The organism is Agrococcus sp. TSP3-2-1 (assembly GCF_049897585.1).
Lineage (GTDB): Bacteria > Actinomycetota > Actinomycetes > Actinomycetales > Microbacteriaceae > Agrococcus.
Genome location: NZ_JAFCWN010000005.1, coordinates 239,015 through 257,602, shown reverse-complemented (window position 1 = coordinate 257,602; position 18,588 = coordinate 239,015). Strand labels below are relative to the sequence as shown.

25 protein-coding genes are annotated in these 18,588 nt (G+C 72.8%); 14 read left to right on the top strand and 11 right to left on the bottom strand.

Annotation, left to right across the window (positions count from 1 at the left end):
- The first annotated feature begins 51 nt into the window (after positions 1 to 51).
- From ACP7BI_RS09565 to ACP7BI_RS09555, 3 genes are read left to right on the top strand one after another with little or no spacing between them, the layout of a single operon-like run.
- Positions 52 to 411, top strand: coding sequence for a hypothetical protein (locus tag ACP7BI_RS09565; RefSeq protein ID WP_425845522.1), 360 nt, complete (start codon positions 52 to 54; stop codon positions 409 to 411).
- Positions 411 to 962 carry an RES family NAD+ phosphorylase gene (locus tag ACP7BI_RS09560; RefSeq protein ID WP_425845520.1) on the top strand — a complete coding sequence of 184 codons (552 nt, stop codon included), beginning with the start codon at positions 411 to 413 and terminating at the stop codon, positions 960 to 962. The genes ACP7BI_RS09565 and ACP7BI_RS09560 overlap by 1 nt, the downstream gene beginning before the upstream one ends.
- A gap of 31 nt (positions 963 to 993) precedes the next feature.
- Positions 994 to 1,677: a response regulator gene (locus tag ACP7BI_RS09555; protein WP_425845518.1), complete on the top strand. Its 684-nt coding sequence runs from the start codon at positions 994 to 996 to the stop codon at positions 1,675 to 1,677.
- 18 nt (positions 1,678 to 1,695) lie between these two features.
- On the opposite strand, the gene ACP7BI_RS09550 is transcribed toward ACP7BI_RS09555, so the two are convergent.
- Entirely contained in the window at positions 1,696 to 2,058 is a 363-nt protein-coding gene (locus ACP7BI_RS09550) for an ArsR/SmtB family transcription factor (RefSeq protein WP_425845516.1), read from the bottom strand.
- A gap of 193 nt (positions 2,059 to 2,251) precedes the next feature.
- Here ACP7BI_RS09550 and ACP7BI_RS09545 point away from each other — a divergent pair, with 193 nt between their 5' ends.
- Positions 2,252 to 2,662: an arsenate reductase ArsC gene (locus ACP7BI_RS09545; protein ID WP_425845514.1), complete on the top strand. Its 411-nt coding sequence runs from the start codon at positions 2,252 to 2,254 to the stop codon at positions 2,660 to 2,662.
- Here the strand turns inward: ACP7BI_RS09545 and ACP7BI_RS09540 are convergent.
- Positions 2,654 to 3,532 carry a DUF72 domain-containing protein gene (locus ACP7BI_RS09540; protein ID WP_425845512.1) on the bottom strand — a complete coding sequence of 293 codons (879 nt, stop codon included), beginning with the start codon at positions 3,530 to 3,532 and terminating at the stop codon, positions 2,654 to 2,656. The genes ACP7BI_RS09545 and ACP7BI_RS09540 overlap by 9 nt on opposite strands.
- Positions 3,533 to 3,637: 105 nt before the next feature.
- Here ACP7BI_RS09540 and ACP7BI_RS09535 point away from each other — a divergent pair, with 105 nt between their 5' ends.
- From ACP7BI_RS09535 to ACP7BI_RS09500, 8 genes are all read left to right on the top strand, one after another.
- On the top strand, positions 3,638 to 4,024 hold the full coding sequence (locus tag ACP7BI_RS09535) for an ArsR/SmtB family transcription factor (RefSeq protein WP_425845510.1): 387 nt from the start codon (positions 3,638 to 3,640) through the stop codon (positions 4,022 to 4,024).
- A gap of 40 nt (positions 4,025 to 4,064) precedes the next feature.
- Positions 4,065 to 4,535 (top strand): SRPBCC family protein, encoded by a 471-nt coding sequence (locus ACP7BI_RS09530; protein ID WP_425845508.1) that lies wholly within the window; start codon positions 4,065 to 4,067, stop codon positions 4,533 to 4,535.
- Positions 4,532 to 5,347, top strand: coding sequence for an MBL fold metallo-hydrolase (locus ACP7BI_RS09525; RefSeq protein ID WP_425845506.1), 816 nt, complete (start codon positions 4,532 to 4,534; stop codon positions 5,345 to 5,347). Before ACP7BI_RS09530 ends, ACP7BI_RS09525 begins: the two co-directional genes overlap by 4 nt.
- Before the next feature lie 373 nt (positions 5,348 to 5,720).
- The gene (locus tag ACP7BI_RS09520) at positions 5,721 to 6,602 is read left to right on the top strand and encodes an ABC transporter ATP-binding protein (RefSeq protein WP_211447376.1); all 882 of its coding nucleotides are present in this window, start codon (positions 5,721 to 5,723) and stop codon (positions 6,600 to 6,602) included.
- A complete protein-coding gene (locus ACP7BI_RS09515) occupies positions 6,599 to 7,747 on the top strand; it encodes an ABC transporter permease (RefSeq protein ID WP_425845504.1) in 1,149 nt (382 codons plus the stop codon). Before ACP7BI_RS09520 ends, ACP7BI_RS09515 begins: the two co-directional genes overlap by 4 nt.
- Positions 7,748 to 7,970: 223 nt before the next feature.
- Positions 7,971 to 8,330 carry a GntR family transcriptional regulator gene (locus tag ACP7BI_RS09510; protein WP_425845500.1) on the top strand — a complete coding sequence of 120 codons (360 nt, stop codon included), beginning with the start codon at positions 7,971 to 7,973 and terminating at the stop codon, positions 8,328 to 8,330.
- Positions 8,327 to 9,226, top strand: a complete 900-nt coding sequence (locus ACP7BI_RS09505; protein ID WP_425845498.1) for an ABC transporter ATP-binding protein — start codon at positions 8,327 to 8,329, stop codon at positions 9,224 to 9,226. Before ACP7BI_RS09510 ends, ACP7BI_RS09505 begins: the two co-directional genes overlap by 4 nt.
- An 11-nt stretch (positions 9,227 to 9,237) precedes the next feature.
- Entirely contained in the window at positions 9,238 to 9,978 is a 741-nt protein-coding gene (locus tag ACP7BI_RS09500) for a hypothetical protein (RefSeq protein ID WP_425845495.1), read from the top strand.
- 66 nt (positions 9,979 to 10,044) lie between these two features.
- Here ACP7BI_RS09500 and ACP7BI_RS09495 read toward each other — a convergent pair whose 3' ends face one another.
- From ACP7BI_RS09495 to ACP7BI_RS09480, 4 genes are all read right to left on the bottom strand, one after another.
- Positions 10,045 to 10,227 (bottom strand): hypothetical protein, encoded by a 183-nt coding sequence (locus ACP7BI_RS09495; protein WP_425845492.1) that lies wholly within the window; start codon positions 10,225 to 10,227, stop codon positions 10,045 to 10,047.
- A gap of 124 nt (positions 10,228 to 10,351) precedes the next feature.
- Positions 10,352 to 10,633, bottom strand: a complete 282-nt coding sequence (locus tag ACP7BI_RS09490) for a hypothetical protein (protein WP_425845490.1) — start codon at positions 10,631 to 10,633, stop codon at positions 10,352 to 10,354.
- A 125-nt stretch (positions 10,634 to 10,758) separates the two neighbouring features.
- Positions 10,759 to 12,108, bottom strand: coding sequence for a cryptochrome/photolyase family protein (locus ACP7BI_RS09485; protein WP_425845487.1), 1,350 nt, complete (start codon positions 12,106 to 12,108; stop codon positions 10,759 to 10,761).
- A 26-nt stretch (positions 12,109 to 12,134) separates the two neighbouring features.
- Positions 12,135 to 12,374, bottom strand: a complete 240-nt coding sequence (locus ACP7BI_RS09480; RefSeq protein WP_425845485.1) for a hypothetical protein — start codon at positions 12,372 to 12,374, stop codon at positions 12,135 to 12,137.
- A 135-nt stretch (positions 12,375 to 12,509) separates the two neighbouring features.
- Here ACP7BI_RS09480 and ACP7BI_RS09475 point away from each other — a divergent pair, with 135 nt between their 5' ends.
- Positions 12,510 to 13,568: a threonine aldolase family protein gene (locus ACP7BI_RS09475; protein WP_425845574.1), complete on the top strand. Its 1,059-nt coding sequence runs from the start codon at positions 12,510 to 12,512 to the stop codon at positions 13,566 to 13,568.
- A gap of 58 nt (positions 13,569 to 13,626) precedes the next feature.
- On the opposite strand, the gene ACP7BI_RS09470 is transcribed toward ACP7BI_RS09475, so the two are convergent.
- The 3 genes from ACP7BI_RS09470 to ACP7BI_RS09460 are packed head-to-tail and all read right to left on the bottom strand — an operon-like array spanning position 13,627 to position 15,811.
- On the bottom strand, positions 13,627 to 14,268 hold the full coding sequence (locus ACP7BI_RS09470) for a DUF3618 domain-containing protein (protein ID WP_425845483.1): 642 nt from the start codon (positions 14,266 to 14,268) through the stop codon (positions 13,627 to 13,629).
- Positions 14,265 to 14,684 (bottom strand): phage holin family protein, encoded by a 420-nt coding sequence (locus ACP7BI_RS09465; RefSeq protein WP_425845481.1) that lies wholly within the window; start codon positions 14,682 to 14,684, stop codon positions 14,265 to 14,267. The genes ACP7BI_RS09470 and ACP7BI_RS09465 overlap by 4 nt, the downstream gene beginning before the upstream one ends.
- Positions 14,685 to 14,731: 47 nt before the next feature.
- Positions 14,732 to 15,811, bottom strand: coding sequence for a hypothetical protein (locus ACP7BI_RS09460; RefSeq protein WP_425845479.1), 1,080 nt, complete (start codon positions 15,809 to 15,811; stop codon positions 14,732 to 14,734).
- Between the two features lie 167 nt (positions 15,812 to 15,978).
- On the opposite strand from ACP7BI_RS09460, the gene ACP7BI_RS09455 reads away from it, so the two are divergent.
- A complete protein-coding gene (locus ACP7BI_RS09455; protein ID WP_425845477.1) occupies positions 15,979 to 16,665 on the top strand; it encodes a YdeI/OmpD-associated family protein in 687 nt (228 codons plus the stop codon).
- Here the strand turns inward: ACP7BI_RS09455 and ACP7BI_RS09450 are convergent.
- Complete coding sequence (locus tag ACP7BI_RS09450; protein ID WP_425845475.1) at positions 16,650 to 17,789, bottom strand: SRPBCC domain-containing protein; 1,140 nt, start codon at positions 17,787 to 17,789, stop codon at positions 16,650 to 16,652. The genes ACP7BI_RS09455 and ACP7BI_RS09450 overlap by 16 nt on opposite strands.
- Before the next feature lie 19 nt (positions 17,790 to 17,808).
- Positions 17,809 to 18,570: an endonuclease/exonuclease/phosphatase family protein gene (locus tag ACP7BI_RS09445; protein ID WP_425845472.1), complete on the bottom strand. Its 762-nt coding sequence runs from the start codon at positions 18,568 to 18,570 to the stop codon at positions 17,809 to 17,811.
- Between the last annotated feature and the right edge of the window lie 18 nt (positions 18,571 to 18,588).

The window sequence follows — 18,588 nt, the reverse complement described above, 5'->3', positions numbered from 1 at the left end:
CTTCTCAAGGAATCCATTGCGCAACTTTTTAGTTGGGCGTAGGATCTCGCCATGACCCTGACCCGAGATGACGCCTCGACCCTTCCGATCGGGGCGCGGGTGCGCGAAGTCGCAAGCGCGCTCGGAAGCAACGCCAATCTCGCAGCGCTGCTCGAGATCTCGCCTTCGCAACCAACTCGCTGGATCAAGGGAACGGAACGCCCGAACAGCCAGAACGCTCGCGCGATCATCGATCTGGATCATGTCGTGGCTCGCGCGAACCTCCTGTGGCAACCGACGGTCGTCACGTCGTGGCTCTACGGGAGGAACGCCTTCCTCGGCGGCGCACGCCCGATCGACGTCGTGAAGCTGCAAGGGGCCGCGCCAGTCATCCAAGCTCTGGATCAGGAGCTCGCCGGCGGCTACGCCTGATGCTCCTGCATCGCGTCATCCCCTACGCACCTGATGCAGCGGCCGGCCAGTCGGGCAGTGCGATGTACGTGCATCGTCCACAGGGGGCAAGCCGCTGGGACAATCCGGAGCTCTACGACGCTTGGTACTTCTCGACCTCTGCGGAGGGCGCCGTCGGCGAGACGTTCGGCAACCTCGCTGCGTGGACCCCCGAGATGCTCGAGCACCCGGCGGGTCTCCGACGCGCGCTCGCGACGTTCTCAGTCCCCGACGACCTGCCGATCTTCGACTTCGATGACGCGAGCAACCTCGCTCGCATCGCGATGCGCCCGAGCCAGGTCGTGATCCGGAACGCGCCATACACCCAGGGCAAGGCGGCCGCGCTCTTCGATGAGGGTGGGTGGGCAGGGGTCGGCTGGTGGTCGTTCCACCGTCCGAGCTGGTCGAACGTGATGCTCTGGTCAACCGATCGCACCCCGCCTGCCGCGCTCGAGAGCGTCGAGCCGCTCGACCTCGCTTCTCCCGCCCTGCGGGATGCGGCTCGCGCGTTGACGCGCCCTCTCCCGGACTGAGACGCATCCGTGCCCCCGCTAGCGTTGAGGGGTGACGCGCATCCTGCTGGTGGACGATCAGGCGCTCGTGCGCGCGGGCTTCGAGACGATCCTCTCGTCGGAGCCCGGCTTCGAGGTGGTCGGCCAGGCGAAGGACGGCGCCGAGGGCGTGCGGCTCGCCACCCAGCTGCAGCCCGACGTCATCTGCATGGATGTGCAGATGCCCGTCCTGGACGGGCTCGAGGCGACGCGCGCGATCTGCGCGAGCGACTCGCACGCGGCCGTGCTCACGCTCACGACCTTCGATCGCGAGGACTTCCTCTTCGAGGCGCTCTCGGCCGGCGCCTCGGGCTTCCTGCTGAAGACCGCCGAGCCCGAGCAGCTCATCGACGCCGTGCACGCGCTCGCCCGCGGCGACGCGCTCCTCTCCCCCGAGGTGACGCGGCGCGTGATCGAGCGGTTCGCGGCGACTCGGTCCGTGCCCGCGGGCGCGACATCCGCACCGACGGCACCTGACGCATCCGCCGATCTCGCCCCGCTCACCGACCGCGAGCGCGAGACGCTGCTGCTGCTGGCGCGCGGCCGATCGAACGCCGAGATCGCGAAGGAGCTCTTCGTCGGTGAGGCGACCGTGAAGACCCACGTGTCGAACGTGCTGCTGAAGCTCGGCATCCGCGACCGCATCCATGCCGTCATCTGGGCGTACGAGCACGGGGTGATCGCGCCGCGTGGCTGACGCGCCCGCCGGCCCGCCTCAGGGGTTCGCGAGCAGGCCCGCGACCTGGTCGAGCGCGCCGGGCACGAGCCGGTAATAGGCCCACGTGCCGCGCTTCGAGCGCGAGAGTAAGCCCGCGTCGACGAGCACCTTGAGGTGATGGGAGACGGTCGGCTGCGAGAGCCCGAGCGGCTCGGTGAGGTCGCACACGCACGCCTCGCCGTCGGCGTGCGCCGAGACCATCGAAAGCAGCCGCAGCCGCGCCGGGTCGGCGAGCGCCTTGAGCGCGCGCGCGAGCGTCGACGCGGCGTCTGCGTCCATCACCTCGCGGGTGACGGGCGAGCAGCACGCCTGCAGGTCGGTGATCGGGAGGACGGTGGTCACGCATCCATCGTGGCACATGCATTGACAATCGTCGATGGATGCGATCACAATGCATCGACGATGATCGATGGAAGGAGGTGCGCGATGGACTCCGAGACGCTGTGCGGCGAGCTGGGCTGCCCGCCCGAGCTCGACCAGGACTGCTGCTGACCGACGACCGGCCGCTCCTGCGTGCACCAGGAGCGGCCCATCTCCTCGAGAATGGATACCGATGACCGATCACAAGCCCACCGTCCTGTTCGTCTGCGTCCACAACGCGGGCCGCTCGCAGATGGCCGCCGGCTACCTGCAGCACCTCGCCGGCGACCGCGTCGACGTGCGCTCCGCGGGCTCCGCCCCGAAGGATGCGATCAACCCCGTCGCTGTCGAGGCCATGCGCGAGGACGGCATCGACATCGCCGCCAACGAGCCGAAGGTGCTGACGACGGATGCGGTGCGCGAGTCCGACGTCGTCATCACGATGGGCTGCGGCGACGCGTGCCCGATCTTCCCCGGCAAGCGCTACGAGGACTGGGCGCTCGACGACCCCGCCGGGCAGGGGCTCGAGGCGGTGCGGCCCATCCGCGACGAGATCAAGCGCCGCGTCGAGGCGCTGCTCGCCGAGCTCGCGCCCTCAGCCTGACTCCGGCCAGCGCTCGACCCGGCTCGCGAGCGCCACCGCATCGTGCGGCGCGTGGCCGTGGATGTCGTTGTCGAAGTAGGCGTAGACATCGCGCGGGCGGCCGTCAGGCGTCGCCGCGCCGCTCGTCCAGCCGCGGATGCGCTCGGCCCAGCCGTCGAGCTCCTCGGGCGTGTAGCCGCTCGCGTACAGCTCGCGCGAGCCGTGCAGGCGGATGTAGACGAAGTCGGTCGTCACCTCGCCGAACGCTGGCCAGCGCCCCGCGGTGTCGGCGATCGCGAGCGCGACGTCGTGCTTCCGCAGCAGCTCCGCCGCCTCCGGGGTCTCGAACGAGCGCGCCCGGGGTTCGAGCACGTGCCGGAGGGGCGCATCCGTGTGCGTCTCGAGCCACGCGCGGCCGGCCATCCGGTCGTCGTGGCGCCGCGCGAGCTCGAGCGCCTCGCCCGTCGAGCGCGGCAGGGTTGCGAGGAACGCCTCGAGCACCTCGGCGTCGAGCTCCTGCCGCTCGGGCAGCTGCCAGAGCACCGGCCCGAGCTTCGCGCCGAGCGCGAGCACGCCGGAGGCGAGGAAGTTCGCCATCGCGGTCTCGACGTTCCGCAGCCGCAGCATGTGCGTGATGAAGCGCGGCCCCTTGACGGCGAAGACGAAGCCGTCGGGCACCGCGTCGCGCCAGCGCTCGTAGCTCGCCGGCCGCTGCAGCGAGTAGAACGAGCCGTTGAGCTCGACGCTCGACATGCGCTCGCCGACGTACTCGAGCTCGCGCCGCTGCACGAGGCCCTTCGGGTAGAAGTCGCCGCGCCAGCTCGCGTAGCGCCAGCCCGAGATGCCGATGCGCGCGCGACCGGCGGGTGCGCTCGGGCGGGTCGGGGTCATGCGGTCACTCTCGCACCCGGACGTGCAATGGGACTGAGCGCCCTTGACATGGCGGATGGGTCGGCGCACTATGTAAGCAATTGCTTACGCGAAGGAGGTGGCCGGGTGCCGATCGCGACCGATCCGCTCAGCCGCATCTTCTTCGCGCTCGCCGACCCGACGCGGCGGGCGATGCTCGAGCGGCTCGCCGCCGGGCCGCAGACCGTCGGCGAGCTCGCGGCGCCGTTCGCCGTGAGCCGCCCGGCGATCTCGCAGCACCTCGGCGTGCTCGAAGAGGCCGGGCTCATCGAGCGCACCCGGCAGGGGCAGTGGCGCTCGTGCGCACTGCGCCCCGAGGGGCTCGACGACGCCGAGGCGTGGGTCGCCGAGCACCGCGCGGCGTGGCAGTCGCGGTTCGACCGCCTCGACGAGGCGCTCGCCGGGCTGACCGGCGGCGCCCTCCCCACGACCGGTGACGACGCGACTCACGGTCGCGACGCATCCGAAGCCTGACGCGGACGACCGTCCGCACCCACACCGCAAGGGAGCAGTGATGGACACGAGGAAGCAGTTCACGATCACCCGCGAGTTCGCAGCGCCGCGCGAGGCCGTGTGGCGCGCGTGGACCGACCCGGCGATCGCCGCCCAGTGGTGGCACCCGCACGAGGTCACGACGCCGCCCGAGTCGGTGCGGATCGACCTGCGGGTCGGCGGCACGTACGAGTACCTCATGATCGCGCCCGACGGGAGCGAGTACCCGACCGGCGGGCAGTATCTCGAGGTCGAGGAGCCCTCGCGGCTGCGCTTCTCGTGGGCCGACCCCGGCGACGCCGTCGACGAGGCGATGCTCATCACGATCGACCTCGTCGAGCGCGACGGCGGCCGCTGCGAGATGACCTTCCACCTGCAGGGCCTCGACGAGGACCGCGTGAGCTCCGAGAGCGTCTCGCAGGGCTGGGCCGAGGCCTTCGAGGAGCTCGACGAGGCGCTCGCGAGCGCCGCGGGGTCAGCGGTGCCGCGATGACGCTCGAGCCGATCGCCGAGGGCGTGCTCGTGCACGAGAGCGAGTGCGTCCAGAGCCGCGCGACCGTCGTGCTCGGCCACTCGGGCGCGCTCGTCGTCGACCCGGGGATCACGCGCGCCGAGCTCGCAGGAAGCGCGGCTGCGCTGCGCGAGTTCGAGCAGCCGGTCGTCGCCGCCTTCGCGACCCACCCCGACTGGGACCACGTGCTGTGGCACGCCGACCTCGGCGAGGCGCCGCGCTTCGGCACGGCGGCGTGCGCCGCGGCGATGGCCGAGCTGCTCGCGAGGGCCGACTGGCAGGAGGAGCTCGCGGCGTGGCTGCCGCCCGAGTTCGTCGACGACATCCCGCTGGAGCTGCTCGGCCTCATCACCGCGGTGCCGGATGCGTCGACGCACGTGCCGTGGGATGGCCCGGCGGTGCGGATCCTCGAGCACCGCGGGCACGCCGCGGGCCACGCGGCGCTGCTCGTGGAGGACCGCGGCGTGCTCATCGCCGGCGACATGGTCTCGGACATCCTCGTGCCGTTCCTCGACATGGGTGGGCCGGACCCGATCGGCGACTACCTCGCGGGGCTCGATCTGCTCGAGGGCGTGGCGGATGCGGCCGAGGTGTTCGTTCCGGGCCACGGCTCGGTCGGCGATGGGGCCGAGCTGCGGGCACGCGTCGCGCTCGATCGCGCGTACGTCACGGCGCTCCGCGACGGCCGCGAGCCCGACGACCCGCGCATCGGGCCGTCGGCGCCGCTCGACTGGATGGCCGACGTTCACCGCGCGCAGGCCGAGGCGCTCGCGAGGCGACCGCTCGTCGAGTAGCGCGCTCCCCTCCGCTCGTCGAGTAGCGCGCGCAGCGCCCTCCCACCCGCTCGTCGAGCAGCGCGCGGAGCGCCCTCCCACCCGCTCGTCGAGCAGCGCGCGGAGCGCCCTCCCACCCGCTCGTCGAGTAGCGCGCGGAGCGCGCGTATCGAGACGGAGCAGATCGGTCTCGATACGCCGCCTCCGGCGGCTACTCGACCAGCGGTGGAGAGGACGGCGGCTACTCGACCAGCGGTGGAGAGGACGGCGGCTGCTCGACCAGCGCTGGAGGGGACGGAGGAGCGGCGGGGGACAGCGCTCCCCCGAGCGGCGGAGCGCTGATTCCAGCCGTCGGAGGGAGGCCCGCGAGTCCGCCGCTCCATAGATTCGAAGCATGCTCTCCATCCGCTCCATCTCCCGCTCGTTCAACGGGCACCAGGCGCTCAAGGACGTCTCCTTCGACGTGCGCGACGGCCTGATGACCGGCTTCGTCGGCGCGAACGGCGCCGGCAAGACGACCGCCATGCGCATCATCCTCGGCGTGCTGTCGCCCGACTCGGGCGAGGTGCTCGTCGACGGGCGCCCCGTCTCCGCCGACGACCGGGCCCAGTTCGGCTACATGCCCGAGGAGCGCGGCCTCTATCCCAAGATGAAGGTGCACGAGCAGCTCGTCTACCTCGGCCGCCTCCACGGGCTCGCCTCGGCCCGCGCCGCAGCTCGCGCCGACGACCTGCTCGAGCAGCTCGGCCTCACCGAGCGCCGCGACGACAAGCTCGAGTCGCTCAGCCTCGGCAACCAGCAGCGCGCCCAGATCGCCGCCGCGCTCGTGCACGAGCCGACGGCGCTCGTGCTCGACGAGCCCTTCTCGGGCCTCGACCCGATGGCGGTCGAGACGACCCTCGGCGTGCTGCGCGACGTCGCCCGCACCGGCGCCCCCGTGCTCTTCTCGAGCCATCAGCTCGACCTCGTCGAGCGCCTGTGCGACTCGCTCGTCATCCTCGCGCACGGCCAGGTGCGCGCCGCCGGCACGCGCGAGCAGATCCGCGCCGCCCACACGCGCCCCGAGTGGCTGCTCGAGACCGACGACGCCGGCTTCGTGCGCGGCATCCCGGGCATCGAGGTCATCGACTTCGACGGCGGCCATGTGCGGTTCGCCGCCGACTCCGACGCACACGCCGACCGCGTGCTGCGCGAGGCCCTCGAGCGCGGCACCGTCCGCAGCTTCGCCCCCTCCATCCGCCCGCTGACCGAGATCTTCCAGGAGGTCGTCCGATGACCACCACCGCTCCGAGCCGCCCGAACCGACCGGGCCGTGCCGACGCATCCGTCGGCAACGACCGCGGTCGCACGCGCTTCGCGCAAGCGGCCGGCATCGTCGCGCAGCGCGAGATCATGATGCAGCTGCGCTCGAAGGCGTTCATCATCTCGACGCTCATCACGCTCGCGCTCGTGTTCGGCGCGGTGCTCTTCTCGTCGTTCGGCCCCGCGCTGTTCGACGAGGACACCGAGGTCGCCACCACGGCCGAGATCGCGCCGACGCTCGAGGCCATCGACGGCCTCGCGGTCGTGCCGGCGGACGATGCGGATGCGGTGCGCGACGCCGTGCGCGACGGCTCGGTCGATGCCGGCGTCATCGCGGGCGACGGCCCCTCGGGCCTCACCGTCGTCGGCGACCGCGAGGCGGACACCGGGCTCATCCAGCTGCTGAGCGTCACGCCCGACGTCGAGCTGCTCGACCCGAACGCGCCCGACCCGATGCTCACCTACTTCATCGGCCTCGCCTTCGGCCTCGTCTTCTTCATGTCGGCGATGACGTTCGGCCAGACGATCGCGCAGTCGGTCGTCGAGGAGAAGCAGTCGCGCATCGTCGAGATCATGCTCGCGACCGTGCCTGCCCGGGCGATCCTCGCCGGCAAGGTGATCGGCAACTCGGTGCTCGCGTTCGGGCAGATCGCGCTCATCGCCGGCGTCGTGCTCATCGGCGGCGCGCTCACGGGATCGCAGCTGCTGCTCGACGGGCTCGGCATGCCGATCGTCTGGTTCGTGGTGCTCTTCACCGTCGGCTTCATCATGCTCGCGGCGCTCTACGCGGCGGCGGCGGCGCTCGTCTCGCGCGCCGAGGACCTCGGCTCGGCCACGAGCCCGCTGATCTTCCTCGTGATGATCCCGTACTTCCTCGTCATCATCTTCAACAACAACCCGCTTGCGCTGCAGATCATGTCGTACGTGCCGTTCTCGGCGCCGGTGGCCGTGCCGATGCGCGTGTACCTGCAGACGACCGAGTGGTGGGAGCCCTTCCTCTCGCTCGGCGTGCTCGTGCTCTTCACCGTGCTGGTGATCGCCCTCGCGGCCCGGATCTACGAGCGCTCGCTGCTGAAGACCGGCTCGATGGTGAAGTGGCGGGACGCCCTGAAGCGGTAGCGCACGCCGTCCCGAGCACAACGCAAGCCCGTCCGCGCGGTTCCGCGGCCCATCCGCTCGCCTCGAGCGCTGGGCCCGCCATCCGCGCGCGACGGGCTTGCGTTGTGCTCGGGGGCGGATGCGCGACACGGGTTGACACGGTCCAGGTTCAGTGGTTCATTAGTCGAGTAATGAACCAACGGAGTTCGATGCGCAACGATCTCCCGACCGCTAGGAGGCAGGCATGCTCGACGACAGCAAGCCGCTCTTCGTCTCGGTAGCGGAGCAGATCGAGGACGGGATCCTCGACGGCAGCTACCCGGAGGATGCGGCGGTGCCCTCGACCAACGAGCTCGCCGCGTTCCTCCGCATCAACCCCGCGACCGCCGGCAAGGGCCTCGGCCTCCTCGTCGACGCGGGCGTGCTCATCAAGAGGAGAGGGATCGGCATGTTCGTCGCCCCCGGCGCCCGAGCGGCGCTCCGCGAGCGCCGCAAGCTCGCGTTCGAAGACCAGTTCATCGCACCCCTGCTTCGCGAGGCAGCGGCACTGGGCATCAGCCCGGCGGAGCTCGCGAACATGATCACGAAGGAAGTCGCCCGATGACCGCCATCGTCACCACCGACCTCGCCAAGCACTACGCCGAGGTCAACGCCCTCGACGGGGTGACGCTCTCGCTCGAGGAGCACCGCATCCACGGGCTGCTCGGCCGCAACGGCGCCGGCAAGACCACCCTCATGAAGCTGCTCACCGGTCAGATCTTCGCCTCGCGCGGCTCGATGGAGGTGCTCGGCGGCCACCCGGTCGAGAACGTCGACGTGCTCTCGCAGACGGCCTTCATCCAGGAGAGCCAGAAGTACCCCGACACCTTCCGGCCCATCGACGTGCTGCGCATCGCGGCGGGCGCCTACCCGCACTGGGACCAGGCGTACGCCGAGCAGCTCGTCGAGCGGTTCCAGCTGCCGACGAAGCGACTCATCAAGAAGCTCTCGCGCGGCCAGCTCTCGGCGATCGGCATCGTGCTCGGGCTCGCCTCCCGGGCGCCGCTGACGTTCTTCGACGAGCCCTACCTCGGCCTCGACGCGGTCGCGCGGCGCATGTTCTACGACGCGCTGCTGCACGACTTCGCCGAGCACCCGCGCACGATCGTGCTCTCGACGCACCACATCGACGAGGTCGCGAACCTGCTCGAGCACGTCGTGATCCTCGACCAGGGCAAGGTGCTGCTCGACGCCGACACCGACGAGCTGCACGACGCGGCGCTCACCGTCTCGGGACGAGCGGACGACGTGGATGCGTTCCTCGCCGGCCGCGAGCCGCTCGAGCACACCCGGCTCGGCACCCTCGCGACCGCGACGCTCTCCGCTCGCCACGGGGATGAGCGCGCGGCGCGCGACGCGGGGCTCGACATCTCGCCCGTCTCCCTGCAGGCGCTGTTCGTGCACCTCACGACCGCCAACGCATCCGCCACCGACCCCGCGACTCCGGTCGCGACCGCTTGAGAGGAGTGACCGTGCGCATCCGCAACGTCATCCAGCTCCACACCGTCAACCGCATGCAGGCCTTCGGCTGGCCGCTGCTCATCATGCTCGCCTCGCTCGCGATCGTGCTCGTCATCGGCGGGATCGTCATCAACGTCGCGAGCTCCCAGGGCGCCGAGTCGCTCGCCGACGCGCGCACGGGCATGAACACCGGCATGATGTTCAACGGCGCGATCTTCGCGCTGCTCGGGCCGCTCATCGGCTTCGGCTTCACCGCGATGGGGCAGTACTTCCCGCTCGCCCTCGGTCTCGGCCTCACGCGACGCGAGTTCGCGGCCGGCACCGTGCTCGTCTTCGCCTTCAACGCCGCCTTCTACGCCGTCATCGTCACGATCGGCAAGGTCATCGAGGTCGCCACCGGCGGCTACGGGCTCGGCGTGCGCTTCTTCGACGTCGTCTACACCGGCGTCGGCGAGTGGTGGCAGACGCTCATCCAGACCTTCGTGCTCATCCTCGGCGTCGCGCTCATCGGCGCGGCGATCACGACGGCCTTCCACCGCTGGGGGCAGCCGTTCCTCTGGATCTTCTGGATCGCGCTCGCCACGATCGTCGTCGCGATCCTCGCCGGCGCGCTGCTCTCGGAGGGCTTCCGCGGCCTCGTCGGCGACGTCGCCGCGATGGGCTGGGTGCCGTGGATGATCGTGGCCGCGGCGCTCGGCGCCATGGGCGGGGCGGTCTGGCTCGCCCTCGTGCGACGGGCGCAGGCCCGGTAGCCGCGCGCAGCGAGAGGGCCCGCCCGCGAGTCGACTGCGACTCGTGGGCGGGCCCTCCTCGCGACTTCAGCCGAGCGGGTCCGCCTGCTGCGGCAGGCCGCCGGGCGGCTGCTCGCCGGCATCGAGGTGCCGCGTCGTGCCGGGCACATCGGCGTCGCCCTTCGGCTCGATCCCCTCACCCACCGGAGGGATGGCGCGGGCCTCCTCCGGGATCGCGGTCATCGAGCCCGTCTGGGGCGCGTCCGTCATCTGGAACTCCTTCCAGCTGCGCGGGCGGCACCGGCTGGCGCCGCTGGTTCCGCGTCCGACAGTCTCGTACCCCAACCTGGTGGGCGACTGTGGAGCGCTCCAGAGATTCCGCCGACTCCGTCCGTCAGGGCTGCGCGTCCGCGCCGTCGTCGCTCGCGCCGTCCTCCACGACCTGGCCGGCGCCGCCGAGCTCTGGCCCCGTCGCGCCCTCGGCGGGAGCGCCGGAGCCCGCGAGCGGGTCGTCGCTCCCGCCGCTCACCGGGCGCTCGGCGCCGGTGGGCGAGCTCCCGTCGAGCGCCTCGTCGAGCGCGTCCTGCGACTCGGCCGCGACCTGCTGCTCCCCGCCGTCGTGCTCCGCGCCGGTCGTGCCGCCGGGCTGCAGTCCGTCGTCCGTCGCATCCGTCATCGGGATCTCCCTCGCTCCGAGCGGGCGACGCCGGGCGGCACCGCTGCCTCCGCTCCCACGAGTCTCGCCCTCGCACCTGGGCCGCGACTGTGCGGGCGGCGCGGCGCGGCGCTGCCGCTCGCGCGTCACGCCGAGACGGCCGCGAGCCGGTCGAGCGCCTCGCGCCGCTCGGCGGCGTGGTCGACGATGCGCTCCGGGTAGCCGTGCGCGAGGCCGATGGGCACCTTCCACGGCTCGTGCACCGCAGCGCCGGGGATGTGGCGCAGCTCCGGTACCCAGCGGCGCACGTAGTCGCCGTCCGGGTCGTAGCGCTGGCCCTGCAGCACGGGGTTGAAGACGCGGAAGTAGGGCGCCGCGTCGGTGCCCGTGCCGGCCGTCCACTGCCAGCCGTGGCTGTTCGAGGCGAGGTCGCCGTCGGCGAGGTGGTGGAGGAAGAAGCGCGCGCCGTAGTGCCACCACACGTGCAGGTCCTTCGTCAGGAAGCTCGCGGTCACCATCCGCACCCGGTTGTGCATCCATCCCTCGGCGAGCAGCTGCCGCATGCCGGCGTCGACGAACGGGAAGCCCGTGCGCCCCGCGCACCATGTCTCGAAGAGCGGGCCCGGCTCGTCGTAGGCGATGCCGCGCAGCTGCGCGCCGAGGTCGCGCCAGGCGGAGCGCGGGTGGTGGAGCAGCACGTCGGCGTAGAACTCGCGCCAGGCGAGCTCGGCCTGGAAGCGCTTGAGGGAGCGCTGTGCCGCGCGGCCCCGTCGCGGCGCGACGGCGTCGAGGTCGGCGAGCAGCGTGCGCGGGTGCACGGTGCCGAGCTTGAGTGCGATCGAGAGCCGCGAGGTGCCGTCGAAGTCGGGCCGGTCGCGCGCGGCGTCGTAGTCGTCGATCGGCCCGTCGAGGAACGTCGCCCAGCGCTCGAGCGCGCCCTCCTCGCTCGCCCACGAGAGCTCGGCGCTCGTCGCGGGCGGCTCAGGTAGCGGCTCCCCCTCGACGCGCCGCACCCAGCGCGGGCTCGGCCGCTCGGCAGGCGCTCGCCAGCCGCGCTCGAGCCACGCCCTCGAGAACGGGGTGAACACGCGGAACGGCGAGCCATCACCCTTCCGCACGCGGCCCGGCGTCACGGCGTAGGGCGATCCGGTCGCGACGAGCGGCACGTCGAGCGCCGCCTCGACGCGCGCGTCGCGCCGCCGCCCGTACGGGGTCGACTCGCCAGAGACGTGCACCGCATCCGCCCCCACCTCGCGCACGAGCGCGGGGATGACCTCCTCGGGCCGCCCGGATCGCACCACGAGCGTGCCGTCGGTCGCCTCGTGCAGCGCGCGGAGCGCCGTGCGGAGCGCCGCGGTGCGGGGAGCGCCGGCGCCCGCGAAGGCCGGATCGGCGACGAACACCGGCAGCACCTCGCCCGCGGCGGCCGCGGCGACGAGCGCGGGGTGGTCGCGCACCCGCAGGTCGCGGCGGAACCAGACGACCTGGGCGGCCATCGTCAGCGGCTACGAGTCGCTCGGCGTCAGCTCGGCGTCAGCTCGCCGTCGTCGCTCTCGCGCTCCGTGCCGTCGCGCTCGCCGCCCGCACCTTGCTCCTCGGCGGCCTCCTCCGCCGCCGTGCCGTGCATGGAATCCGCGACCTGCGCCCGCCCGTGCGGCTCGTCGGCCTCGCCGGCCGGCCACTCGGCGGCGCCGAGGCTCGCGTCGCTCGCGGCGGGGTCGACCGCCTCGGCGCCGTCTCCGGGTTGCGTGGTGTCGGGCATCCGTCCTCCGATCGTCGAGCGGCGCCGCAGCGCCGCGTGTGCCGAGCAGTCTCGCGGCCGCGCCTGGGACGGCACTGGACGTCCTCGCGCGCCGACGGATGCGCATCCCGCGCCTGCGAGGATGGACGCGTGCAGATGCTCCACGACGCTGACCTCCGCGGCTTCGCCTCCGACAACTACTCCGGCGTGCATCCCGAGGTGCTGGACGCGATCGCGGCAGCGAACGGCGGCCACCAGACCGCCTACGGCGCCGACGCCTTCACCGCGCGCCTGCAGGAGGTCGTGCGCGAGCACTTCGGCGACGCCGCGCAGGCCTTCCCCGTCTTCAACGGCACGGGCGCGAACGTGGTCGCGCTGCAGGCGCTGCTGCCGCGCTGGGGCGCGGTCGTCTCGGCGAAGACCGCCCACATCAACGTCGACGAGGGCGGCGCGCCCGAGCGGGTCGGCGGCATCAAGCTGCTCACCGTGCCCACGCCCGACGGCAAGCTGACCCCCGAGCTCATCGACATCGAGGCGTGGGGATGGGGCGACGAGCACCGCGCGCAGCCGCTCGCCGTCTCGATCACGCAGTCGACCGAGCTCGGCACGCTCTACACCGCGGAGGAGATCCGCGCGATCGCCGACCACGTGCACGAGCGCGGCATGCTCCTGCACATGGACGGCGCGCGGCTCGCGAACGCCGCGGTCGCGCTCGACGCGCCCCTGCGCGCGTTCACGACCGACGCGGGCGTCGACATCCTCTCGCTCGGCGGCACGAAGAACGGCGCGATGGGCGCCGAGGCGATCGTCGTGCTCTCCAGCCGGGCGGGCGAGCAGCGCGTCGGCGAAGCGCTCGTCTACCTCCGCAAGCTCAACATGCAGCTCGCGTCGAAGATGCGCTTCATCTCGGCGCAGCTCGTCGCGCTCTACGACGGCGAGCTGTGGCGGCGGAACGCCGAGCACGCGAACGCGATGGCGGCGCGGCTGCGCGCTGCGGTCGAGGACGTGCCGGGCGTCTCCTTCGCCTACCCGACGCAGTCGAACGGCGTGTTCGCGCGGCTGCCCGCGGGCGTCGCCGACCGCGTGCGGGAGCGCTTCTTCTTCTACGACTGGGACGCATCCGCCCTCGAGGTGCGCTGGATGTGCACGTGGGACACGACGGAGGACGACGTGGATGCGCTCGCTCGCGCCGTGCGCGAGGCCGCGGCCTCGTAGGTTGCACGATCGAGGCCCCGGCGGTACTCCGCCGGGGCCTCGGTCTTGTGGCTGACGATCAGGAGCCGGACTGCCCCTGCACGCGGTCGCGAGCCTGCTCGGCGTCGGACTTCACGTCGCTCGCGGCGCCCTGCGCCTCGCCCTTGACGTGCTCGCCGGCGCTCTGCGCGGTGTCCTTCAGGTGCTGCGCCGCCTCCTGGGCGGGCTCCTTGAGGTTCTCTGCAGCCTCCTTGGCGACGTCCTTCGCGCCCTCCACGAGCGGCTCGGCGCCCTCCTTCACCTTCTGGGCGGCCTGCTTCTCGGGCTCGCTCGCCGGGATGAGGGAGGCGATGAGCGCGCCGACGCCGAAGGCGATAAGGCCGACCGCGAGCGGGTTGCCCTTCGCCTTCCGCACGGCCATGTCGGCACCGTGGCGGACGCTGTCGCCGGCGTTCGAGACCGTGCCGCGCACGTTCTCGCCCATGTGGCCGACCGCTCCGCGGACGTCGTGGCCAGCCTGGCCGACGACGCCGTGGTCGTCGCGGTCGTCAGAGCCGAACAGTCGCTCCTTCACGTCGTTCACCTTGCCCTTCACTCGCTCGGTCTCGCGACCGACGATGCCGCTCGGCGACACCTTCTCGGCCAGCGCGTCGACGTCGCCGCTCACGCTCTCGCGCGTGCGATCGATCCGCGCGCGGATCTCCTCGGGTGTCTCGGTCATCGGTTCTCCTCCTTGGTGTGCAGTGCGTCTGGGATGTGCTTGACGGAGTCGACCGTCTCGGGCATGGGCTCGACCTCCTTGAGGGCCTTGCGGCCCATCGAGTAGAGGATCGCCGCGACGATCGCCCACAGGACGCCGACGATGAGGGCTCCCCAGCCGAGGTGGTCGAGGAGGTCACCGAGCACGAACATGAGCGCGAGCGAGAGGAACAGGACCAGCAGGTGCCCCGCATACCCGGCGCCGCCGAGCATGCCCGCACCCTTGCCGAGGCGCTTCGCCTGCTCGGTGCCCTCCGCCTTCGCGAGCGCGATCTCGTCGCGCATGAGCTGCGACATGTCGCGCATGAGGTCGCCGACGATGTCGCCGACCGACTGGCTCGCCGCGCGCGTCTCGGCGGGGGTGTCCGCGGCGATCACCGCGGGATCCTCCGGCGAGTGGCGCCCGGTGGCGTTGAACTCGGAGGTCACAGCCCGCTCTCCCCCCGCGTGCCCGGCTGGCGGTCGGCGGGGCTGCCGGACTCGTCGGTGCCCGGGTAGGCCGTGTCGGCGTCGTAGCCGCCGATGGCCGGGTCGGTGCCGCTCGTCTGCGCGGCAGTCGCCGCCCGGCCGGAGCCGTAGGTGCCCGTCGCTGCCGAGCCCTGCACACCGGCGCCGGCGGTGCCGGTCGTGTAGTCAGCCGTGCTGTAGCCCGACGAGCCGGTGCCGGTCGTGCCGTAGCCGGTGGTGCCGGTGCCGGTGGTGCCGTAGCCCGTCGTGCCGTAGCCCGTCGTGCCGGTGGTGTCATAGCCGCTCGTGCCGGTCGAGCCGGTGGCGCCATAGGCGCCCGAGGGCGTCGTCCCGTAGGAGCCCGCGCCGTAGGAGCCGGTCGAGCCCTGGCTCTCGCGCTCCGCCTTCGCCTGGCTGATCATGCCGGCCGTGAGGCGGCCGACCACGAGGCCGGCGACGCCGGCGATCGCGATGAAGGTGCCGGGGCGGCGCCGCGCGAACGACTTCACCTCGTCGAGCAGGTCGCTCGGCTCGCGGTTCTCGAGCCAGCGTCCCGCCGACTCCACGCGGTCGCCGATCTCGGTCACGAGCTGCGCCGCGAAGCCGTCGCCCCCGCCGGAGCCGTCGACCATGCCGCGCAGGTCGCCGGCGAAGGTGGTGATGCCCTCTGCTGCGCGCTGCTGCTGCGCCTTCGTCTGCGACGACGCCTCGTGCATCGCCTGGTCGAGCAGGCGCTTGCCCTGCGTCTTCGCCTCCGAGGCGACGCCCAGCGCCTCCTCCTTCGCGGTGTCCGCGACGCGCCGACCGGCGTCCTTCGCGGAGCCGCCGAGCTTCGAGGCCTCCTCCTTCGCCGCGTCGGCCTTGCCGCCGCCGCTCGAGCCGCTGCTGCCGGAGCTGCTGCTGCCGCTGCTCGCTGCGTGGGCGCCGCTCGTGGTGCCGCTCGTCGTACTGGTGGTTCCGCCGGCGGTGGCCTGGCCGGGCATGCCGGCTCCCGACGCTGCTCCGCCGACCGTGGTCCGGTCCTCCGTGGGGCCGCCGGGCTGCTGCACGTTCGTCATCGTCCGTCCATCCTGATTCGGGCGGAGGCGTACCTCCGCTGCGGTGTGTTGCCGTGCTCCCGACGATGTACCCCGAACCTGGGAACGGGCGGCGAATGGGCCGCATGCGGCGGGGGCGCTCGCTGAAGGTCGCGTGCTATGTGGGTCGCTGCTGTCACGCTGTTCGCATGGACGCCGACGACGAGCGAACGGGCACGCCGGGCGGCACGGCAGAGCGCCCGGCCACCTTCTTCCGCGATGCGGCGGAGTTCCGGGCGTGGCTCGAGGCGAACCACGCGACCGCCACCGAGCTGTGGATGGGGCTCAACGCGAAGCACGTCTCGCCGCGGGGCCTCACGTGGGCCGACGCAGTGCCCGAGGCGCTGTGCTTCGGCTGGATCGACTCGCTCTCGCAGCGCATCGACGACGATGCGCGCCGCCAGCGGTGGACGCCGAGGAAGCGGGGCTCGAACTGGTCGGCGGTCAACGTCGCCCACGTCGAGCGGCTGATGACCGAGGGGCGCATGCGCCCGGCGGGCGTCGCGGCGTTCGAGGCGCGGCAGCCCGAGCGCACCGCGGTGTACGCCTACGAGGGTGCCGAGGCCGCGCTGCCGCCCGAGCTGCAGCGGCACCTCGACAAGAGCCCCGCCGCCCGAGCGTTCCTCGCCGAGGCGACGGCGACCTACCGGCGGGCGGCGATCGCGTGGGTGCTCGGCGCGAAGCGCGAGGCGACGCGCGAGCAGCGGGCGAGGCAGCTCGCCGACGACTCCGCCGCGGGCAGGCTCATCCCGCCGCAGCGCTACGGCGAGACGCCGAAGTGGGTGGATCGCGCGGCCGCGGCTGCGGCGTCGGCGGGCGGTCAGCCCTCGACGTAGGCGGCGAGCTTCGCGAGCGACTGCCCGAGGCCGAGCTCGTGGTCGGCCGGCGCGATGCCCATCGGCACGTCGGACGCCGCGACCGTGACGCGCGTGCCCGCCTCGACCGGCTGCATCCGCCACGTCATGAGCATGTCGCCGCCGAACCGCTCCTCGGCGGTCTCGAACGCGACCCGCTGCACGACGAGCTCGCCCGGCACGAGCTCGACGAACGTGACGCGGGACGCATCGACGTCGTCGCCGGACTTCGCGTCGACCGGCTCGTCGAAGCGCAGCACGGCGCGGAACCCGCCGCCCTCGCGGCCGTCGAACTCCTCGATCGTCGCGGTCGCGCCCTCGGGAGCGAGCCACTGCCGCAGCGCGTTCGCGTCGAGCAGCGCCTCGTACACGCGCTGCGGCGGGGCGGCGACGATCGTGTCGGCGCGGTCGACGCGCGCGGCGGCCTCGGCGCGCCCGTCGTGCGGCTCGCGGTCGCCGCGCGCGATCGCCCGCACCGCCGCGGCGAGCGCGAGCGCGAGGTCGTCGAACGAGAGCGCGCGACCGTCGTGCGTGACGACGGATGCGTCGGCCGACGACCCCGGATCGGTCTCGTCCCCGACGCCCGCCGTGCCGCTCGAGCGCACCGCGGGCACGTGGATGAAGCCGCCCGCGACCGGCAGGCCCGCGACGAGGTAGGCGACGTGGTTGCAGAGGAAGCGGCCGGCGTCGTCGCTCGCGTGCGCCGGCAGCCCGACCGCGAGGATCGCGCTCACGAGCGCGTCGATGTCGAGGCCCGAGGGGCGCCGCGCCGGGCCGTCCGGCTCGATCGCGGTGCCGCGCGGCTGGTCGCCGACGTTGTCGGGGATGCGCGCGTCGTCCTCGTTGACGGCCCAGCGCTCCGGGGTGATCGCCGAGCGTCCGCCCGCCTCGCCGACCGCGAGCACCGCATCCGGGGCATGTCGCTCGACGAGCGCCGCGAGCGCCGGCCCCGCGGCGGCGAACGCGACCGGGAGCGTGCCCGTCACGAGCTCGATGCGGGGCTGCGGATCGTCGCGCCATGCCTGCTCGAGGCGCCGCACCGCTTCGAGGCTCGCGTTCTCGGGATCTCCGCCGAAGGGCTCGAAGGCCGTCACCAGGATGCGCATGCCACCCAGTGTGCCTCGGCTAGAGCTCGACGACGAGCGGCAGGTGGTCCGAGAGCGGCGGTCTGGGCACCCGGATGCGGCGGGCAGGCAGCCGCTCGTCGCTCAGCACGTGGTCGAGCTGCACCATCGGTCGATCGGCCGGGAAGGTGCGCTGCCGCGCGAGCGAGTGCCAGCCGTCGATGCGCCGCACGACCGCGGCCGGCAGGTTGAGGTCGCCCATGAGGATGCGCGGGCCGGGGAGCGCCTCGAGCCAGCGGAGGGTGCGCTTCAGCTGCCGCATGTTGACGCCCGGCACGAACGAGAGGTGCGTCGCGGCGATCGTGCGATCGCCCGCCGGGGTGCGGATGGTCGCGGCGATCGCGACGCGCGGCTCGTCGCGGATCCACGTGGCCTCCTGCGCGCCGGGCTCGCGGAGCGGGGCGCGGAAGCGCGCCGAGGGCTCGAGCCGCAGCACGTGCCAGCGCAGCACGGGGTGGCGACTCACGAGCGCGACGCCGTAGCCGTCGGCGGTCGCGTCGAGGTCGTCGTCGCGCGCTGGCCGCCACTGCCGCGCCGGATCGCCGATGAGGGCGGGCGCGAAGCGCGACGAGGCACCGCCCATCGCCTCGGCCGCGATCGCCGTGAGGTCGAGCATGTCCGAGCGCGGCTGGCCGCGGTCGACCTCCTGCAGCGCGAGCACGTCGGCGCCGAGCGCCTCGACTGCCCGGGCGAGCCGGTCGCCGTCGACGGCGGCGTCGGCGGGCGTGCGCCCGTGGAGGATGTTCCAGGTCGCGAGCCGCATGCGGCCATCCTGCCGCTC

What these genes read in the sequence shown, in the direction of transcription:
- ACP7BI_RS09540 (WP_425845512.1), bottom strand. Translation starts at nt 3,532, where the DNA reads ATGACCCCGACCCGCCCGAGCGCACCCGCCGGTCGCGCGCGCATCGGC.
- ACP7BI_RS09545 (WP_425845514.1), top strand. Translation starts at nt 2,252, where the DNA reads ATGACCGATCACAAGCCCACCGTCCTGTTCGTCTGCGTCCACAACGCG.
- ACP7BI_RS09445 (WP_425845472.1), bottom strand. Translation starts at nt 18,570, where the DNA reads ATGCGGCTCGCGACCTGGAACATCCTCCACGGGCGCACGCCCGCCGAC.
- ACP7BI_RS09470 (WP_425845483.1), bottom strand. Translation starts at nt 14,268, where the DNA reads ATGACCGAGACACCCGAGGAGATCCGCGCGCGGATCGATCGCACGCGC.
- ACP7BI_RS09565 (WP_425845522.1), top strand. Translation starts at nt 52, where the DNA reads ATGACCCTGACCCGAGATGACGCCTCGACCCTTCCGATCGGGGCGCGG.
- ACP7BI_RS09455 (WP_425845477.1), top strand. Translation starts at nt 15,979, where the DNA reads ATGGACGCCGACGACGAGCGAACGGGCACGCCGGGCGGCACGGCAGAG.
- ACP7BI_RS09495 (WP_425845492.1), bottom strand. Translation starts at nt 10,227, where the DNA reads ATGACGGACGCGCCCCAGACGGGCTCGATGACCGCGATCCCGGAGGAG.
- ACP7BI_RS09550 (WP_425845516.1), bottom strand. Translation starts at nt 2,058, where the DNA reads ATGTGCCACGATGGATGCGTGACCACCGTCCTCCCGATCACCGACCTG.
- ACP7BI_RS09490 (WP_425845490.1), bottom strand. Translation starts at nt 10,633, where the DNA reads ATGACGGATGCGACGGACGACGGACTGCAGCCCGGCGGCACGACCGGC.
- ACP7BI_RS09520 (WP_211447376.1), top strand. Translation starts at nt 5,721, where the DNA reads ATGCTCTCCATCCGCTCCATCTCCCGCTCGTTCAACGGGCACCAGGCG.
- ACP7BI_RS09485 (WP_425845487.1), bottom strand. Translation starts at nt 12,108, where the DNA reads ATGGCCGCCCAGGTCGTCTGGTTCCGCCGCGACCTGCGGGTGCGCGAC.
- ACP7BI_RS09475 (WP_425845574.1), top strand. Translation starts at nt 12,510, where the DNA reads ATGCTCCACGACGCTGACCTCCGCGGCTTCGCCTCCGACAACTACTCC.
- ACP7BI_RS09530 (WP_425845508.1), top strand. Translation starts at nt 4,065, where the DNA reads ATGGACACGAGGAAGCAGTTCACGATCACCCGCGAGTTCGCAGCGCCG.
- ACP7BI_RS09460 (WP_425845479.1), bottom strand. Translation starts at nt 15,811, where the DNA reads ATGACGAACGTGCAGCAGCCCGGCGGCCCCACGGAGGACCGGACCACG.
- ACP7BI_RS09505 (WP_425845498.1), top strand. Translation starts at nt 8,327, where the DNA reads ATGACCGCCATCGTCACCACCGACCTCGCCAAGCACTACGCCGAGGTC.
- ACP7BI_RS09560 (WP_425845520.1), top strand. Translation starts at nt 411, where the DNA reads ATGCTCCTGCATCGCGTCATCCCCTACGCACCTGATGCAGCGGCCGGC.
- ACP7BI_RS09525 (WP_425845506.1), top strand. Translation starts at nt 4,532, where the DNA reads ATGACGCTCGAGCCGATCGCCGAGGGCGTGCTCGTGCACGAGAGCGAG.
- ACP7BI_RS09510 (WP_425845500.1), top strand. Translation starts at nt 7,971, where the DNA reads ATGCTCGACGACAGCAAGCCGCTCTTCGTCTCGGTAGCGGAGCAGATC.
- ACP7BI_RS09515 (WP_425845504.1), top strand. Translation starts at nt 6,599, where the DNA reads ATGACCACCACCGCTCCGAGCCGCCCGAACCGACCGGGCCGTGCCGAC.
- ACP7BI_RS09480 (WP_425845485.1), bottom strand. Translation starts at nt 12,374, where the DNA reads ATGCCCGACACCACGCAACCCGGAGACGGCGCCGAGGCGGTCGACCCC.
- ACP7BI_RS09450 (WP_425845475.1), bottom strand. Translation starts at nt 17,789, where the DNA reads ATGCGCATCCTGGTGACGGCCTTCGAGCCCTTCGGCGGAGATCCCGAG.